Here is a 16,898-nt window from a genome sequence, read left to right on the forward strand (position 1 = left end):
GACTCAGGTCTCCTTCTGGGAGAGGGCGCGGACGGTACGGGACGGGCTGGGGCGGCCCAGGTGCCGGGCCATCCACACGCTGGTCGCGGTGAGACGGCCGAGATCGACCCCGGTCTCGATGCCGAGGCCGTCGAGCATCCACACCAGGTCTTCGGTCGCGAGATTGCCGGTGGCGCTCTTGGCGTAGGGACAGCCGCCGAGGCCCCCGGCGGAGGCGTCGACGGTGGTGACGCCGTGCTGGAGCGCGGCCAGGGTGTTGGCGAGCGCCTGGCCGTAGGTGTCGTGGAAGTGGACGGCCAGCCGGTCGTTGGCCACGCCCGCCTCATTGAGGGTGGCCAGCAGCTCCTCGACATGGCCGGGGGTGGCCACGCCGATGGTGTCGCCGAGGCTCACCTCGGCACACCCCATGTCGATCAGGCGGCGGCTGACCGAGACGGTCTGGGAGACCGGGACCGGCCCCTCCCAGGGGTCGCCGAAGCACATCGACAGATAGCCGCGCACCGCCACCCCGGCCTCCCGGGCCCGGGTGACCACCGGTGCGAACATCTCCAGCGCCTGGTCCACCGTGCGATTGAGATTGGCCTTGGCGAAGGACTCGGTGGCGCTGGCGAAGACGGCGATCTCCCGGGCGCCGAGGGCGAGCGCCCGCTCGAGACCGCGCTCATTGGGCACCAGCACCGGCAGTCGCGCGGAGACATCGTCGATCAGCGGCATCAGCTGCTCGGCGTCGGCCAGTTGGGGCACCCACGTGGGGTGGACGAAGCTGGTGGCCTCGATGGTGGTGAGACCGGCCTCGGCGAGCCGCCGGATGAACTCGGCCTTCACGGCCACCGGCACCAGCGTCCTCTCGTTCTGCAAGCCGTCCCGCGGGCCCACCTCGTGGATCCGGACCCGGGCGGGCAGCCCGGGGGCCGGAACGCTCATGGGGAGCCCGGCGGGCCCGGCGGGGGTGTCCGGTGCGGACATCACACACGCTCCTCGGTCTCGCTGGGCGTCTCGGACGGGGTGACGACCGCCAGCAGCTGATCCATGGCGACCGTGCTGCCGGGGGTGACATCGAGCTCGGTGACGGTGCCGTCGTGCGGCGCGGAGATGAGGTGCTCCATCTTCATCGCCTCGACCACCAGCAGGCCCTGGCCCGCGGTGACCTCGTCACCGACGGCCGCCTTGACCACGGTGACGGTGCCGGGCATCGGGGCGGTGAGCTCCCCGGCGTGGGCGGCGGACGCCCCGCCGCGCAGCGCCTCCTCCACCGGGTCGTGGCCCACCACGCGCCAGGTGTCCCCCTCGCGCCCCAGCCACTGGCTCGCGCCGTCCGCGACATGGCGGAAGGGGAAGGTGACCCCGGCCAGATCGAGCACGACCCGTCCGCCGTCTTCGCCGAGCCCCGTCAGCCGTGCCCGCAGGGCCCCGGCCGGGGGCACGTCCTGGGCGGCCGGGCTGATGTCCTGCCGCTCGATCACCACCTCGGCGTCATACGCCCGGCCGCGCACCCGGACCGTGACCGGGGGGTGGCCGGAGATCCGCAGCCGGTGGACGGTCCAGGCGGGTGTACCGCCGAGCCGCCAGCCGGTCGGGACCGAGAACGGGTCGACCCAGCCGCCGGACCCCGGGCGGGCCGCGCCCGGCGCACCGGCGCCGCCCGGCTCGAGGGCGGACTGGCGCAGCAGCGCCGCCGCGGCATAGACCTCGTCCGGGACCAGCTCCGGGACCAGGGAGGCCGCCGCGCGGTCGACGAGGCCGGTGTCCAACTCGCCGGAGGCCACCTGCGGATGGGCGGCAAGACGGCGCAGAAAGCCCGCGTTGGTGTCCACACCCAAAACGCTCAGCTCGGCGAGGGCGGCCCGCAGCCGGCGCAGCGCGGTGGGGCGGTCCGGGCCATGGGCGATGACCTTGGCGAGCATCGGGTCGTAGGTGGTGCCCACCTCGGTGCCGGTGCTCAGCCCGGAGTCGACACGGACGCCTTCGCCCTCGGGCTCGTCCAGCGCGAGTACCGTGCCCGCCGAGGGCAGGAAGTCGACCCGCTCGCCCGTGGCGCGGGCGGTCTCGGCGCAGATCCGGGCTTCCACGGCATGGCCGGAGAAGGTGATGTCCTCCTGGGCGTGGGGCAGCGGCTCGCCCGCGGCCACCCGCAGCTGCCACTCCACCAGATCGAGCCCGGTGATCAGCTCGGTCACCGGATGCTCGACCTGGAGGCGGGTGTTCATCTCCATGAAGCAGTACGCGGACGGGTCGTCGCCCGGCACGATGAACTCCACCGTGCCCGCGCCGACATAGCCGCACGAGCGGGCCGCCGAGGCCGCCGCCGCACCCATCAGCGCCCGGGTGGCCTCGTCCAGCAGCGGGCTGGGCGCCTCCTCGATGATCTTCTGATGGCGGCGCTGGAGCGAGCACTCGCGCTCCCCGAGGTGGATCACCCCGCCGTGGCCGTCGGCCAGCACCTGGATCTCGATATGGCGGGGCCGGTCGATCCAGCGCTCGACCAGCAGGGTGTCATCGCCGAAGGCGCCGCGCGCCTCGCGCCGGGCGGCCGCGATCTCCTCGGCGAGCAGGGACTCGTCCCGCACCAGTCGCATGCCCTTGCCGCCGCCGCCCGCCGAGGGCTTGAGCAGCACGGGCATCCCGATCTCCCTGGCCGCCTCGGTGAGCTGGGCGTCCGTCAGCCCGCTGCCGGAGGAGCCGGGCACCACCGGTACCCCGGCCGCGCGCACCGTCTCCTTGGCGCGGATCTTGTCGCCCATCAGCTCGATGGCGTCGGCCGGGGGGCCGATGAAGGCGAGCCCGGCGTCGGCGCAGGCGCGGGCGAACGCCGCGTTCTCCGCGAGGAAGCCGTAGCCGGGGTGGACGGCCTGGGCACCGGTGCGCGCCGCGGCGTCCAGCAGCCGCTCGATCGACAGATAGCTCTCCGCGGCCTGGGCGGGGCCGATCCGCACGGCGGTGTCCGCCTCCCGCACATGGCGGGCGTCCGCGTCGGCGTCGCTGTAGACGGCGACCGAGCGCACCCCGAGCCGGCGCAGGGTGCGGATGACACGCACGGCGATCTCACCGCGGTTGGCCACCAGGACTGTCTCGAACATCGGGTGCATTCCCCTCACATCCGGAAGACGCCGTAGCCGGGCGCCGCGGGGTCCTTTTCGGGCAGCGGGGCGCTCGCGCACGCGGTGAGCGCGAGACCGAGCACCGTACGGGTCTCCAGGGGGTCGATCACTCCGTCGTCCCACAGCCGGGCGGTGGCGTAGTAGGCGCTGCCCTGGGTCTCGTACTGCTCGCGGACCGGGGCGCGGAACGCCTCCTCGTCCTCGGCGCTCCACTCCTCGCCGCGCGCCTCGAGCTGGTCGCGCTTGACGGTGGCGAGCACGGAGGCGGCCTGCTCGCCGCCCATCACCGAGATCTTGGCGTTGGGCCACATCCACAGGAAGCGCGGCGAATAGGCCCGGCCGCACATCGAGTAGTTCCCCGCGCCGTACGAACCGCCGACCACCACGGTGAGCTTGGGAACCCGGGTGCAGGCCACGGCGGTGACCATCTTGGCGCCGTGCTTGGCGATACCGCCCGCCTCGTAGCTGCGGCCCACCATGAAGCCCGAGATGTTCTGGAGGAAGACCAGGGGGATGCCGCGCTGATCGCACAGCTCGATGAAGTGGGCGCCCTTCTGGGCCGATTCGGAGAACAGGATGCCGTTGTTGGCGACGATGCCCACCGGGTGGCCCATGATCCGGGCGAAGCCGGTGATCAGCGTGGTGCCGAACTCGGCCTTGAACTCGGCGAACCGCGAGCCGTCCACCACCCGCGCGATCACCTCGCGCACGTCGTACGGCGTGCGGGAGTCGACCGGAACCGCCCCGTACAGCCCCGCGGGGTCCACCGCGGGCTCCTCGGAGGGCTCCACCCGCCAGGGCAGCGCGCCCAGCTGGGCGGGGGAGGGCGGCAGGGTGGCGACGATGTCGCGCACGATCCGCAGCGCGTGGGCGTCGTCCTCGGCCAGGTGGTCGGTGACCCCGGAGACCCGGGAGTGGACCTCGCCGCCGCCCAGCTCCTCGGCGGTGACCACCTCGCCGGTGGCCGCCTTCACCAGCGGCGGCCCGCCCAGGAAGATGGTGCCCTGGCCGCGCACGATGACCGCCTCGTCGCTCATCGCCGGGACATAGGCGCCGCCCGCGGTGCACGACCCCAGCACCGCCGCGACCTGGGGGATCCCGGCGCCGGACATCCGCGCCTGGTTGTAGAAGATCCGCCCGAAGTGGTCGCGGTCGGGGAAGACCTCGTCCTGCATGGGAAGGAAGGCGCCGCCGGAGTCGACCAGATAGACACAGGGCAGCCGGTTCTCCAGCGCGACCTCCTGGGCGCGCAGATGCTTCTTCACCGTCATCGGGTAATAGGTGCCGCCCTTGACGGTGGCGTCATTGGCGACCACCACCACCTCGCGGCCCGCGACCCGGCCGATCCCGGCGATCACACCCGCCGCCGGGGCCTGGCCGCCGTACATCCCGTCGGCCGCCAGCGGGGCCAGCTCCAGGAACGGTGAGCCCGGGTCCAGCAGGGTGTCCACCCGGTCCCGCGGCAGCAGCTTGCCGCGCGCGGTGTGGCGCGTGCGCGCCTTGTCGCCGCCCCCCAGCCGCGCCGCGGCCAGCTTCTCGCGCAGGCGCGCGGCCAGCTCGCGGTGTGCGGCCTCATTGGCCTTCCAGGCGTCGGACGCCGGGTCGGCGCCGCTCCGCAGCACCGGTGCCTGCTCCATCGCTGAGAGCCCCCTTGCTCGGTCCGGTTGGTGGCGGACAGGATCGGTTAATAAGCGTTAACCTACCCATCAGGTTAACGACCACTAACCCCGCTGTCTAGAATTGATTCCATGAGCACGCACGCCCCCGCCCCGACCCGCCGTGAACAGATCCTCAAGGAGGCCGCGCGGCTCTTCGCCGAGCGCGGCTTCCACGGCGTCGGTGTCGACGAGATAGGCGCGGCCGTCGGCATCAGCGGCCCCGGCCTCTACCGCCACTTCGCAGGCAAGGAGGCGATGCTCGCCGAGCTGCTGGTGGGCATCAGCGGCCGGCTGCTGACCGGCGGGAAGAAGCGCGCCGCCGAGGCCGAGGGCGGCGGTCTGAGCCCGGCCCAGGTGCTGGACTCGCTCATCGAGGGACATATCGACTTCGCGCTCGACGACCGGCCGCTGATCATCCTCCACGACCGCGAGCTCGACCGGCTCCGGGACACCGACCGCAAGCTGGTGCGCTCGCTCCAGCGGCAGTACGTGGAGCTGTGGGTCGAGGTGGTGCGCACGGTCTACCCCGGGCTCGCCGAGGCCGATGCCCGCGCCTGTGTGCACGCCGTCTTCGGGCTGCTCAACTCCACCCCGCACCTCGGCCGCCCCGGCGCCCTCCCGGGGCGCGCGGCCACCGCCGCCCTGCTGCACCGGCTGGCACTGGGAGCCTTCGCCGCCGCCCGTGCCACGGACGGCGCCTCCGGACAGGGTGGACAGGGTCGCTAACCGGCCGGTAGCTTTCGCTGAGCAAGCGCTTAGAAGCTTGCTGTCAACCCGGCATGGTGCGACCACGGCGGCGAGCGGTCACAGGCGCGCGAGCGGCGGGGGTCGAGCCGCGAGAACGAGTAGGGGAGTGGCTGATGCGCCGCACGGTGTTCAACGAGGACCACGAGGCGTTCCGGCAGACCATCCGCGACTTCATCGCGGCCGAGGTCGTGCCGTACTACGACGAGTGGCGCGAGGCGGGCCAGGCCCCGCGCGAGTTCTACAAGAAACTCGGTGAGCTGGGTGTCTTCGGGATCGAGGTCCCCGAGGAGTACGGCGGCGCGGGCGAGACCAGCTTCAAGTTCAACGCGGTGATCACCGAGGAGTGCGCCCGGGCCGGGGTCAGCTTCGGCGGCAGCGGGGTGCACACCGGGCTCTGTCTGCCCTACCTGCTCGCGTACGCCACCGAGGAGCAGAAGCGGCGGTGGCTGCCCCCCTTCGTCTCCGGCGACATGATGACCGCCATCGCCATGACCGAGCCGGGCACCGGTTCGGACCTGGCGGGCATGAAGACCACCGCCAAGCTCTCCGCGGACGGCACCCACTACGTCCTCAACGGCGCCAAGACCTTCATCACCGGCGGGGTGCTCGCCGACCGGGTGCTGGTCTGCGCCCGCACCGCGGCCGCCACCCCCGAGGACCGCCGCGCGGGCATATCCATCCTCGTGGTCGACACCAAGAGCGAGGGCTACGCGGTCGGCCGCAGGCTGGAGAAGTTGGGCCTGAAGACCTCCGACACCGCCGAACTGTCCTTCACCGACGTCAAGGTGCCGGTCGAGGACCTGCTCGGCGAGGAGGGCAAGGCGTTCGGCTACCTCGCCCACAACCTGCCCCAGGAGCGGCTGGGCATCGCCGTCGGAGCCTACGCGCAGGCCGCCGCCGCCGTGGAGTTCGCCAAGAGCTACGTCCAGGAGCGCACGGTCTTCGGCAAGTCGGTGGCGTCCTTCCAGAACACCAAGTTCACGCTCGCCGACTGCAAGTCCGAGGTGGACGCGATGCAGGCGGTCGTGGACCGGGCCCTGGACGCGCACGACGCCGGTGAGCTGACCGCCGCCGACGCCGCCTCCGCCAAGCTGTTCGCCACCGAGCGCGCCAACGTCGTCATCGACAAGTGCCTCCAGCTGCACGGCGGTTACGGGTACATGATGGAGTACCCCATCGCCCGGCTGTACGCGGACACCCGCGTCAACCGCATCTACGGCGGCACCAGCGAGGTCATGCGGTCCATCGTCGCCAAGTCGATGGGACTGTGATGGCCGCAGGCCCCGCCGGGCGGCAACAGCGCCGCAACACCGTTCTGCAAGACTGTTTGAACCATGAATGACGCACTCCAGGGCCTGCTCGAACTGCTCGACCTCGAGCGGATCGAGCGGGACATCTTCCGCGGCACCAGCGACGCCGCGCCCATGGTGCCGCGGGTCTTCGGCGGCCAGGTGGCCGCGCAGGCCCTGGTCGCCGCGGGCCGCACCGTCCCGGACGACCGCTCGGCGCACTCGCTGCACGCCTACTTCCTGCGGCCCGGCGACCCCGGGGCGCCCATCGTCTACACGGTCGACCGGATCCGCGACGGGCGGTCCTTCACCACCCGCCGGGTGGTGGCCGTCCAGCACGGACAGCCGATCTTCCACTTGTCGGCGTCCTTCCAGACGTTCGAGGAGGGGCTCGAGCACCAGGAGCGGATGCCGGACGTCCCCGACCCGCTGTCCCTGCCGACCGCCCGGGAACTGCTGCCCCGTTACAAGGACCTCATCGGGCCGGAGGTCAGCGAGCGGATGCTGATGTCCCGGGCCGCGGTGGACCTGCGCTACGTGGACGAGCCGCCCTACGGCAGCGTCGGACGGCCGCGTGAGGCGAAGTCGCAGGTGTGGTTCCGGACCAACGGCAAACTGGACGGTGTGGCCGATGACCCGCTGCTCCACGTCTGCCTGGCCACCTATGTCTCCGATATGACCCTGCTGGACTCGGTGCTGCTGGCGCACGGCCGGGGCGGCTGGGCGGTGGGGGACATCGTCGGCGCCAGCCTCGACCACGCCATGTGGTTCCACCGTCCGTTCCGGGTGGACGACTGGCTGCTGTACGACCAGGAGAGTCCCTCGGCGTCCGGCGGCCGCGGCCTCGCCAGGGGCCGGATCTTCACCGCCGACGGGCGGCTGGCCGTCTCCGTGATTCAGGAAGGGCTCATGCGGGTGCCGCGCACGGGGTGAGCGCGGCATGCGGGCCTGCGGCGGACGCCCGCCCCGGGCCCGCGGCGCGCGGCGGGGGCGCGCGCCGGTGCGGTCGGGAGCCGACGCGTCAGAAGCGGGCCTCGAGGCCGGCCGCGTCCAGCAGATAGGCGGTCATCGGGTCGTAGAACCGCGGGTTGGTGACATGGTCGTCCAGCGGGACGACCACCGAGAGGGTGCCCTCGGACTCGCCGAGGAAGAGGGCCGGGTCATTGCAGTCCGCGTACCCGACGGCGTCGATGCCCCGCTGTCCGGCGCATCCGGCCCAGCCGTGGTCGGCGACCACCAGATCGGGCAGCGGACGCCCCTCGCGGGCCAGCCCGTCCAGGATCGCCGCCATCGGCGCGGGGGAGTGGGTGTGCCAGAGGGTCGCCCCTCGCTCCAGCATCGCCACGTCGCAGAACTGGAAGACGTACCCCTCGTCGGCCTGGAGCCCGCCGGGGATCTCCACGATGTCGCAGCCCGCGGCCCGCAGCGCCGCCGCCGTGGCCCGGTGGACCTCCAGCAGTCCGCCCGGGTGGCCGGTGGCGAACAGCACCCGCTCCTGGGTCTCGGCCGCCTTCCGCAGCACCGACGCCATCCGGTCCAGCGCGCCGACCGTCAGCTCGGGGTCGATGGTGTCCTGGCCCGAGCGGTGCTGCGGATCGTCGATCACCCCGCACCGCTCCGCCATGACCGCCAGCACGTCCTGTTCGTCGACCCAGCGGTCGCCCAGTTCCAGACCGAGCCAGTAGTGGCGGTCGCCGTTCGCCAGTTTGCGGTAGTGGGAGAGGTTGTTCTCCCGGGGAGTGGCGACATCGCCCGCGATGCGGGTACGGACAAGGTGGTCGATCAACTCGCCACGACTGGGCACGGTACTGGGTATGGGCATGTGGCCCATTGTCGCCCCTGCCGAGGCGGAATGGGGGCCTCCGCCGCAGCGCGGACACGGTCGGGCGTGGTGTGACGAGAGTCACCGCAGTGGCCCCGCCGGAGCCGGTGCGTCCGCGGCGGGACGGCGGTGCCGCCGACGGATCGCGGTGCGCGGGCATGAGCCGGGGCCCGCACCTTCGCAGGTGCGGGCCCCGGCTGAAGAGGTGCCTCGCGTCAGGCGGGAACGATGTTCTCGGCCTGCGGGCCCTTCTGGCCCTGCGTGACGTCGAACGTCACCTTCTGGCCTTCCTGGAGCTCGCGGAAGCCCTGGGTGGCGATGTTCGAGTAGTGGGCGAAGACGTCGGCGCCGCCGCCGTCCTGCTCGATGAAGCCGAAGCCCTTTTCCGCGTTGAACCACTTCACGGTGCCGGTTGCCATGTCAATCTCCTTAGATGGGGGCCGAGTCGGAACCCGTATGTGACGGATTCCGTGTCGCCGCAATGACCCCATCCGGAAAATGACCGGTAAAAACAAAATGCGCCTGAAGGCTACATCCCGTCAGGCGCACACAAGTTCATGGGTACCAAAACTGCAACTGAAAGCACTCTACCATGCTCCTCGGCTGAGCGGCGACAACCTCCGGAAATTCCTCCGCTTCCCCTGGGCTGCCCGGTGTGGGACTCTGGATTTCCGGATCCCCCCCTCTCCCCGTTGAGGCACTATGCGCTGCATTATCGCCAATTTCGCCTTCGACCTGACCGCGCGGGAGGTGACGGAGGCGATGATCGGCATCAGCCCCGAACCGGTCACCGGCCCTTCGGTGCGCATCGGGCGCCGCACCTACCCCGTCAAGCAGGTCGGCGCTGTGATCACCCGCCAGGACCGCCGCGACTTCAGCGCGGGTGAGGTCAGCCGGGCCATGAAGCGTCTCGGATTCACCTGCTACCCGGCACCGGAGCCCACCTCGGCCAACCCCGTCGAGCAGGCTTCCGGGCTCCTGGGGGGACCGGCGAAGGACGGCTGAGAAAATGGACGCGGTGTCCAAATGAGCGGCACCGGGTCCTCGGATCCGTACATGTGGCGCGGCGGCGGATCTGCCTAGGCTCGTCCGTATGACCACAGCTCCCCGACAGTCCTCCGCCGCCCCCGTCGGCCCCGTCGACTCCTCCCGGGCCCCGCGCTTCGCCGGTCCCGCGACCTTCGCCCGGCTGCCGCGCGTCGACGAGGTCGGCGGCACCACGGACGTCGCCGTGGTCGGCGTGCCCTTCGACAGCGGTGTCTCCTACCGGCCCGGCGCCCGCTTCGGCGGCAACGCCATCCGTGAGGCGTCCCGGCTGCTGCGGCCCTACAACCCGGCGCAAAACGCCTCGCCCTTCGCCCTCGCGCAGGTCGCCGACGCCGGTGACATCGCCGCCAACCCGTTCAACATCAACGAGGCTGTCGAGACCGTCCAGGCAGCGGCCGACGACCTGCTGGACACCGGCGCCCGGCTGATGACCCTGGGCGGCGACCACACCATCGCCCTCCCGCTGCTGCGCGCCATGGCCCGCAAGCACGGCCCGGTGGCCCTGCTGCACTTCGACGCCCACCTGGACACCTGGGACACCTACTTCGGTGCCGAGTACACCCATGGCACGCCCTTCCGGCGCGCGGTCGAGGAGGGCATCCTCGACACCTCCGCCCTCTCGCATGTCGGTACCCGAGGTCCGCTCTACGGGAAGAAGGACCTGGACGACGACGAGAAGATGGGCTTCGGCATCGTCACCTCCGCCGATGTCATGCGGCGCGGCGTGGACGAGATCACCGACCAGCTCCGCCAGCGCATCGGTGACCGCCCGCTGTACATCTCCATCGACATCGACGTCCTCGACCCGGCCCACGCGCCCGGCACCGGTACCCCCGAGGCAGGCGGTCTGACCTCCCGCGAGCTGCTGGAGATCCTGCGCGGGCTGTCCGGCTGCCACCTGGTCTCGGCCGACCTGGTCGAGGTCGCCCCGGCCTACGACCACGCCGAGATCACCTCGGTCGCCGCCTCTCACACGGCGTACGAGCTGACCACGATCATGGCCCGCCAGATCGCGGCCTCGCGGGGCGCCTGAGCGGGGCCGGCCGCGCCTGACCCGGGCCGGTCACCGTCCGGGCGCCGGTGACCGGCTCTTCACCCAGGTCCGTCTGCGAAGGGGGCGTCCGGCCCCTTCGACGACGGACCCTAGTGGACGAGGACATCCAGGTCCTTGTGGCCCACCCCCGGGGCGTTCAGGGCCAGCCAGCCGTGGCCGCGCACCTCGGTGTCCGCGTCGAGCAGGGTCGGGTCCACCGACAGATGGCCGCACGCGGTGGTGGCGCCCGCGGTCCCGGCGAAGGAATCGGGCTCGTCGTACCCGGCGTCGAAGTCCTCGGTGTCCAGCAGCCGTTCCTCCCACGGCAGCGGTTCGCCCACCCACTCCGGGTCGCTCGAGGCCGCGTAGCGCCGCCGGATCCGGCCCTGTTCGGCGACCACCCAGATATCCGTGCCGCCCGCTATGTCCTCGAGGAACATCTGCGCCTCGCCGCAGGCGGCGCTCAGCCGCTCCGCCGCGCCCATCATGGCGTCCCAGTCCATGGTCACCACGGTGTCCAGATGGCCGAAGACCAGCCGCCAGCCATCGAGTTCGGGCGTGATGAACACGGGGACGGCGTCGGAACGGGTCGGCAGATCCTCCACACCCACCCCCTCGTCGAAGGTGACCGGAACGCGGTCATGCAGATCCAGGGCGGTGAACAGGCCCTCGTAGGTCTCGCCGGGCACCGCGTACCACCAGTTGGTGGGGAGGTACAGCCTCGGTGGCTCCCAGCAGGACTTCAGCGTGGCCCGGCGGGCCAGCAGCTTCTTGTCGCGTTCGCCCAGGCGGTCGGTGAATCCGGCGGTCAGCAGCGTTTCGAGGTGGCTTTCGATCATGGCCGGAAGAATAGGCGGAGCCGCCGACATCACCCCGCCGATGTACGGGAGTTGTCAGTTTGACGTGTATCTGCCGAGCTCAGATAAGGGGCAAAGCGAAACAAAGCGCATATAGGCGATATCCAGTTGTGAACTTGTGTTCATATATTGAAGGCATTCGCTCATCCATTGACCCGTTGCGTTCACCTCTTTATGGTCACTGCGACCGTCATCGGCGAACCACGACGGAGAACAATGACGTACTCCACGCCCCGGCTGCCCCGCGCCGCCCGGCTGATCGCACCGCTTGTCGTCTGCGGGCTGATCGCCGCGGTGCCCACGGCCTCGGCCGGACCCCTGCCCGAACCGTCCCCGGCGGCCAAGGGGGGTGAGGGCGCGGGGTCCTGTCTGCGCGGCCCCAGCGGCCCCAGCCACTCCGGCGGCCGGGCGTCCGACGGCTGGTCGCTGTCGTCCACCCGGAGCGATCCGAAGGACAGCTACCACGCCTACGTCGGCAACGGATACCTCGGACAGCGGGTCCCGCCCCAGGGCACCGGCTACACCGGAGGCGGTGACAAGACCGGCTGGCCGCTGTTCACCCCGCGCTACGACGGCTCCTTCGTCTCCGGGCTCTACGCGCACAACCCGAAGACCACCGACAACCGGCAGGTCGCCGCGGCCATCCCGACCTGGTCCACCCTGGAGGTGGCCACCGGGGGCACCGCGGGCGAGACCTTCGGCTCGGGGACGCCCGCCGGCCGGATCTCCCACTACCGGCAGACCGTCTTCATGCGCTGCGGTCTGGTGCGCACCTCGCTCACCTGGACCGCCTCCGACGGCCGCGCCACCGACCTCACCTACGACGTGCTCGCGGACCGCCGCGACGCGCATGTCGGCGCCGTACGGCTGCGGATGACCCCGCACTGGAGCGGGAACGCCACCGTCACCGACCGGCTGGACGGACGCGGCGCCCGGCGGCTGACACGGACCGGTGGCGGTGCCCACCGGGGCGGTTCGGTGGACGTCGCCTTCCGCGCCGACGGCACCCGCACCGACGGGGCCGTGGCCTCCACCCTGCGCCCCGGCCACGGGGTCCGGGCGCGGCCCCAGGGAACCCCCGGCACAACCGGCGAGCTGAGCGCACGTCAGGCCCTGCGCTTCCCGGTCCAGCGCGGCCGCTCCTACGGATTCACCAAGTACGTCGGCGTCGACACCGCCCTGACCTCCCACTCCCCGCGCGCCGACGCCCTCACCGCCTCCCGGCGCGCCGCGGGCCGCGGCTGGGACACGCTGTTCGCGTCGCACTCGGCCGCCTGGCGGAAGCTGTGGCGCTCGGACGTCGAGGTGGCCGGGCGGGATCAGGCCGACATGCAGTCCTGGGTGCGCTCGGCCCGGTACGGGCTGCTGTCCGCCACCCGCGCCGGATCCCGCAACAGCATCGCGCCCACCGGGCTGACCAGTGACAACTACGGCGGTCTGGTCTTCTGGGACGCCGAGACCTGGATGTACCCGGGACTGCTCGCCTCGCACCCCGAGCTCGCCAAGTCCGTGGTGGAATACCGCTACAAGACCCGCGCGGGCGCCCGCGCCAACGCGCGCAAGCTCGGCTACCCGGGCCTGTTCTACCCCTGGACCAGTGCGAGCAAGGGCGGGCTGTGGACCGAGTGCCACAGCTGGGACCCGCCGCACTGCCGTACCCAGAACCACCTCCAGAGCGATATCGCCCTCGCCGCCTGGCAGTACTACCAGGCGACCGGGGACACCCACTGGCTGCGCGACCGCGGCTGGCCGGTGCTCAAGGGGATCGCCGAGTTCTGGGCCGGGCGTGCCACCCGCAACGACGACGGCAGCTACTCGGTCAAGAACGTCGCCGGACCGGACGAGTACAGCAACGGCGTCGACGACGCGGTCTTCACCAACGCGGGCGCCGTCACCGCGCTGCGCCACGCGGTCCGCGCCGCCCGTCTGCTCGGGAAGGACGCCCCCGCCTCCTGGACCCGGGTCGCCGACCGGCTGCGGATCCCCTTCGACAAGAAGAAGGGAGTCTTCCAGCAGTACCGCGGCTACAAGGGCTCGATGATCAAGCAGGCGGACACCGTGCTGCTGATGTACCCGCTCCAGTGGCCGATGTCCGGCAAGACGGCCGCCCGGACGCTCGACCACTACGCGGCGCGCACCGATCCGGACGGCCCGGCCATGACGGACTCGGTGCACGCCATCGACGCCGCCGCGATCGGCGAGCCCGGCTGTTCCTCGTACACCTATCTCATGCGCTCCATCAAGCCGTTCGTCCGCGGCCCGTTCCGCCAGTTCTCCGAGGCGCGGGGGCAGAAGGCCGGTGCGCAGGATCCGTTGGCCGGTTCCCCGGCGCAGGACTTCCTCACCGGGAAGGGCGGTTTCCTCCAGGTCTTCACCCACGGGCTGACCGGGCTGCGGATGGAGGAGGACCGGGTGCGGCTGAACCCCGTGCTGCCGCCGCAGCTCCACGACGGTGTCACTCTGCGGGGCTTGCGCTGGCAGGGGCGTAGCTACGACGTGGCGATCGGCCCGCGGGAGACGACGGTGCGGCTGACCGGCGGTGCGCCGTTCACGATCGAGACACCGCGGGGCGGGAAGCAGATCGTGAGCCGGGACGCCCCCGCGGTGCTCAAGACCCGCCGTCCCGACCTGGAGCCGACGGCCAACCTGGCCCGCTGTGTGAAGGGGACGGCGAGTTCGGAGGAGCCGGGCATGTACGCGGGTGCCGCCCTGGACGGCAGCGCGGCCACCGCCTGGGTGCCCGACGCGGCCGAGGGAACGCTCACCGCCGATCTCGGCCGGGTGGTGCGCGCCGCGGAGGTCGCCCCGGCGTGGACCTCCGTCCGGCCCGCCTCGTACCGGGTGCGGACCTCGCTCGACGGCCGCCACTGGGATGCGGCGGGGGCGGGCCCGGCCCGCTATGTCCGGGTCACGGTGCGGTCGGCGGACGACAAGAAGCGCGCGGGCATCGAGGAGTTGAGGGTGACGCGCGGCGACTGAGCGGTCGGCGGGGGTGTCGTACGGCGGCGTGCACAGGGAGTCAAGAACTGTGCAGAGGATGCCAACGACATCCCCGTCCCCGTCGGGCCATGCTGATCAGGTCAGGTAGGCAGGGCTTTGACGGGGGGAGCCCTGCCTGCCTGTGACCAGCGCCTCCTGGCGGAAGTCCCGGGGCGCGACGCCATAGGCGCCGCGGAACGCACGGCTGAAGTCCGCCGCGTGACTGAACCCCCAGCGGGCGGCGATGGCGTGGATGGGGGTGTCGCTCTGCGCGGGGTCGGCGAGGTCACGACAGCAGCGCTCCAGCCGCTGGCCGCGGATCCACGCGGAGACGGTGTGCCCCTCCTGCTCGAAGAGGCGGTAGAGGTATCTCAGCGAGATGTGATGGGCTGCGGCGACCGAGGCGGGGCTCAGCTCGGGCCGGTGCAGATTCCGCTGGACAAAATCCTCGATCCGCAGGAACAGGGTGCGGCGGCGGCTCTCGGGGGTGATGGCCGGTGCGTTCACGCCGTCCCCGGCGTCCAGCTCATGGGCGAGCAGCGCGGTGAGCAGATCGAGCAGTACGGTGCCCAGCCGCGGGGCGTCGGACGGCCGCAGACCGTCAACCTCGGTCGCCAGCCGGGTGAGGAAGTCGGCGAGCATCGCCCCTATCCCCTCCCGCCCCGACAGACGGCGCCCGAGCAGCCGGTCGAGCTCGGCCGCCGGGAACGGCAGCAGCGACGGCCGGATCGCCACCGACATCTCCTCCACCCGGCCCCGCACACTGGCCCCGTGGTACGGGTGGGAGGTGGAGGTGAGCATGAACTGCCGTACCCCCAGGGTGGTGTTCCACCCCGCGTGCGACAGATCCGTCTCCCCGCGCACCACCAGCAGCAGGTGGTACAGCCCCGGGTCCGAGCGCCGGATGTGCGCCGCCGACCGGTGGTTCCGCAGGGACGGCATGGAGGTGTAGGAGAGCTGGACATCGCCCAGGCCGACGCCTCTCATGGTGGCGTCGAAATCGTGCTCGTGGTCGGAGCGCAGCTCCACCGGGATCGACACCTCGTCGGCCAGGGCACGCCACGCCGCGAACCGCTCCGTGGGCGGGATGTTGTCGTAATGGAGCGCCATCCCCGTCATCACCCTCCCGTATCAGGCCGTCGCTCAGTGCGATCATCCCCAGCGGCCATCAATGTTTGATGAACGGTTCGGTAGTGAACAGTCCGCATCCGCCCGATTCCGCGTGCACCCGTCCGATCCCCTGTGCGCCCTTGCCGGTACGGGCGGTCGATGCGTCTCGCGCTGCCAACTCCCAGCGCGCACCCGGAGGCTCCTCCTCCTGGGCCCACTCCGGCTCCACTCCGGGACCGCCGAGGAAGACCGAGGTGGTGCGCCCCGCCACGCGTGGCAGATGGTCCGGGCCCGTCGTGGGGCCCCACCGCCTGGCGCCACACGGTCACGCGGTCCGGCCGCCGGCCGCCCGCCTGGATCACCAGCGCGTTCTCCCCGCCCTCGGGGTCCGCCGCGCCCCTGGCCGGCACACCCGATCGTCAGGCCGACAGGCCCTCACGGCGCCGTCAGGATGCGGGGGCCGTCCTCGGTGACGGCCACCGTGTGCTCGCTGTGGGCGGCGCGGGTGCGGTCGGCGGTGCGGAGGGTCCAGCCGTCGGGGTCGGTGGTGTAGGCGTCCAGGCCGCCCGCCAGGAACATCGGCTCGATGGCGAGCACCAGCCCGTGCCGCAGCGGCAGCCCCCGGCCGGGGCGGCCCTCGTTGGGCACCGGTGGGTCCTCGTGCATCCGGCGGCCGATGCCGTGGCCGCCGAAGTCCGCGGGCATGCCGTAGCCCGCGGCGCGGCCGACCGAGCCGACGGCGTGCGAGATGTCACCGAGGCGCGCCCCGACGACGGCCGCCTCGATGCCCGCCGCCAGGGCCCGCCGGGTGGCCTCGATCAGCCGCAGATCGTCCGGGCGCGGGGTGCCGACGGTGAAGCTGACGGCGGCGTCGCCGGTCCAGCCGTCGACCGTCGCACCGCAGTCGATGCTCACCAGGTCGCCGTCGCGCAGCCGGTAGCCGTCCGGGATGCCGTGGACGATCGCGTCGTTGACCGAGGCGCAGATGACCGCGGGGAAGGGGGTCGGCGCGAACTGCGGCCGGTAGCCGAGGAACGGGGAGCTTGCCCCGGCCTCGTGCAGTACGGTCCGTGCCGTCTCGTCCAGTTGGTGCAGTGAGACGCCCACCGCGGCCGTTTCCCGGACCGCGGCGAGCGCGGTGGCCACGACCCGGCCCGCCTCGCGCATCGCGTCCAGGGACGCGTCGGTCTTGATCTCCACCATCGGTCGCCGCCTTTCGTCTCCGTCGGGGCGCACCTCCGGCGTCCCAATTCTTATA

The 16,898-nt window shown here is 71.9% G+C and carries 14 protein-coding genes; 6 read left to right on the forward strand and 8 right to left on the reverse strand.

All coding sequences use genetic code 11. From position 1 onward, the window contains the following. Nucleotides 1-3: 3 nt before the first annotated feature. The 3 genes from HUT19_RS26420 to HUT19_RS26430 are packed head-to-tail and all read right to left on the reverse strand — an operon-like array spanning nt 4 to nt 4,735. Entirely contained in the window at nt 4-966 is a 963-nt protein-coding gene (locus HUT19_RS26420; RefSeq protein WP_176182845.1) for a hydroxymethylglutaryl-CoA lyase, read from the reverse strand. Then, a complete protein-coding gene (locus tag HUT19_RS26425; RefSeq protein ID WP_176182846.1) occupies nt 966-3,077 on the reverse strand; it encodes a biotin carboxylase N-terminal domain-containing protein in 2,112 nt (703 codons plus the stop codon). Before HUT19_RS26425 ends, HUT19_RS26420 begins: the two co-directional genes overlap by 1 nt. A gap of 14 nt (nt 3,078-3,091) precedes the next feature. Beyond that, nucleotides 3,092-4,735, reverse strand: a complete 1,644-nt coding sequence (locus HUT19_RS26430; protein WP_176182847.1) for a carboxyl transferase domain-containing protein — start codon at nt 4,733-4,735, stop codon at nt 3,092-3,094. A gap of 111 nt (nt 4,736-4,846) precedes the next feature. Here HUT19_RS26430 and HUT19_RS26435 point away from each other — a divergent pair, with 111 nt between their 5' ends. From HUT19_RS26435 to tesB, 3 genes are all read left to right on the forward strand, one after another. Continuing rightward, entirely contained in the window at nt 4,847-5,482 is a 636-nt protein-coding gene (locus tag HUT19_RS26435; RefSeq protein WP_176182848.1) for a TetR/AcrR family transcriptional regulator, read from the forward strand. Between the two features lie 134 nt (nt 5,483-5,616). Further along, nucleotides 5,617-6,774: an acyl-CoA dehydrogenase family protein gene (locus tag HUT19_RS26440; protein WP_176182849.1), complete on the forward strand. Its 1,158-nt coding sequence runs from the start codon at nt 5,617-5,619 to the stop codon at nt 6,772-6,774. Between the two features lie 63 nt (nt 6,775-6,837). After that, nucleotides 6,838-7,725, forward strand: a complete 888-nt coding sequence (tesB, locus tag HUT19_RS26445; protein ID WP_176182850.1) for an acyl-CoA thioesterase II — start codon at nt 6,838-6,840, stop codon at nt 7,723-7,725. A gap of 88 nt (nt 7,726-7,813) precedes the next feature. On the opposite strand, the gene HUT19_RS26450 is transcribed toward tesB, so the two are convergent. Then, a complete protein-coding gene (locus HUT19_RS26450) occupies nt 7,814-8,614 on the reverse strand; it encodes a phosphatase (RefSeq protein ID WP_176182851.1) in 801 nt (266 codons plus the stop codon). Nucleotides 8,615-8,829: 215 nt separating this feature from the next. Then, nucleotides 8,830-9,033, reverse strand: coding sequence for a cold-shock protein (locus HUT19_RS26455; RefSeq protein ID WP_010986199.1), 204 nt, complete (start codon nt 9,031-9,033; stop codon nt 8,830-8,832). 283 nt (nt 9,034-9,316) lie between these two features. Between HUT19_RS26455 and HUT19_RS26460 the strand changes: the two genes are divergently transcribed. After that, complete coding sequence (locus tag HUT19_RS26460; protein WP_176182852.1) at nt 9,317-9,619, forward strand: SCO5918 family protein; 303 nt, start codon at nt 9,317-9,319, stop codon at nt 9,617-9,619. A gap of 88 nt (nt 9,620-9,707) precedes the next feature. Then, on the forward strand, nt 9,708-10,694 hold the full coding sequence (gene speB / locus HUT19_RS26465; RefSeq protein WP_176182853.1) for an agmatinase: 987 nt from the start codon (nt 9,708-9,710) through the stop codon (nt 10,692-10,694). Nucleotides 10,695-10,804: 110 nt separating this feature from the next. On the opposite strand, the gene HUT19_RS26470 is transcribed toward speB, so the two are convergent. Next, nucleotides 10,805-11,533 (reverse strand): hypothetical protein, encoded by a 729-nt coding sequence (locus HUT19_RS26470; RefSeq protein ID WP_176182854.1) that lies wholly within the window; start codon nt 11,531-11,533, stop codon nt 10,805-10,807. A 234-nt stretch (nt 11,534-11,767) separates the two neighbouring features. On the opposite strand from HUT19_RS26470, the gene HUT19_RS26475 reads away from it, so the two are divergent. Further along, nucleotides 11,768-14,530: a glycosyl hydrolase family 65 protein gene (locus HUT19_RS26475; RefSeq protein ID WP_176182855.1), complete on the forward strand. Its 2,763-nt coding sequence runs from the start codon at nt 11,768-11,770 to the stop codon at nt 14,528-14,530. 96 nt (nt 14,531-14,626) lie between these two features. Here HUT19_RS26475 and HUT19_RS26480 read toward each other — a convergent pair whose 3' ends face one another. Next, nucleotides 14,627-15,640 (reverse strand): helix-turn-helix domain-containing protein, encoded by a 1,014-nt coding sequence (locus HUT19_RS26480; RefSeq protein ID WP_254885799.1) that lies wholly within the window; start codon nt 15,638-15,640, stop codon nt 14,627-14,629. 435 nt (nt 15,641-16,075) lie between these two features. Then, nucleotides 16,076-16,843 carry a type I methionyl aminopeptidase gene (map, locus tag HUT19_RS26485; protein WP_176182857.1) on the reverse strand — a complete coding sequence of 256 codons (768 nt, stop codon included), beginning with the start codon at nt 16,841-16,843 and terminating at the stop codon, nt 16,076-16,078. Nucleotides 16,844-16,898 lie beyond the last annotated feature (55 nt).

The sequence above is a fragment of the Streptomyces sp. NA02950 genome, from assembly GCF_013364155.1.
GTDB lineage: Bacteria > Actinomycetota > Actinomycetes > Streptomycetales > Streptomycetaceae > Streptomyces.

Coding starts and splice junctions, on each gene's coding strand:
- HUT19_RS26420 (WP_176182845.1), bottom strand. CDS start 966: ATGTCCGCACCGGACACCCCCGCCGGGCCCGCCGGGCTCCCCATGAGC.
- HUT19_RS26425 (WP_176182846.1), bottom strand. CDS start 3,077: ATGTTCGAGACAGTCCTGGTGGCCAACCGCGGTGAGATCGCCGTGCGT.
- HUT19_RS26430 (WP_176182847.1), bottom strand. CDS start 4,735: ATGGAGCAGGCACCGGTGCTGCGGAGCGGCGCCGACCCGGCGTCCGAC.
- HUT19_RS26435 (WP_176182848.1), top strand. CDS start 4,847: ATGAGCACGCACGCCCCCGCCCCGACCCGCCGTGAACAGATCCTCAAG.
- HUT19_RS26440 (WP_176182849.1), top strand. CDS start 5,617: ATGCGCCGCACGGTGTTCAACGAGGACCACGAGGCGTTCCGGCAGACC.
- tesB (WP_176182850.1), top strand. CDS start 6,838: ATGAATGACGCACTCCAGGGCCTGCTCGAACTGCTCGACCTCGAGCGG.
- HUT19_RS26450 (WP_176182851.1), bottom strand. CDS start 8,614: ATGCCCATACCCAGTACCGTGCCCAGTCGTGGCGAGTTGATCGACCAC.
- HUT19_RS26455 (WP_010986199.1), bottom strand. CDS start 9,033: ATGGCAACCGGCACCGTGAAGTGGTTCAACGCGGAAAAGGGCTTCGGC.
- HUT19_RS26460 (WP_176182852.1), top strand. CDS start 9,317: ATGCGCTGCATTATCGCCAATTTCGCCTTCGACCTGACCGCGCGGGAG.
- speB (WP_176182853.1), top strand. CDS start 9,708: ATGACCACAGCTCCCCGACAGTCCTCCGCCGCCCCCGTCGGCCCCGTC.
- HUT19_RS26470 (WP_176182854.1), bottom strand. CDS start 11,533: ATGATCGAAAGCCACCTCGAAACGCTGCTGACCGCCGGATTCACCGAC.
- HUT19_RS26475 (WP_176182855.1), top strand. CDS start 11,768: ATGACGTACTCCACGCCCCGGCTGCCCCGCGCCGCCCGGCTGATCGCA.
- HUT19_RS26480 (WP_254885799.1), bottom strand. CDS start 15,640: ATGGCGCTCCATTACGACAACATCCCGCCCACGGAGCGGTTCGCGGCG.
- map (WP_176182857.1), bottom strand. CDS start 16,843: ATGGTGGAGATCAAGACCGACGCGTCCCTGGACGCGATGCGCGAGGCG.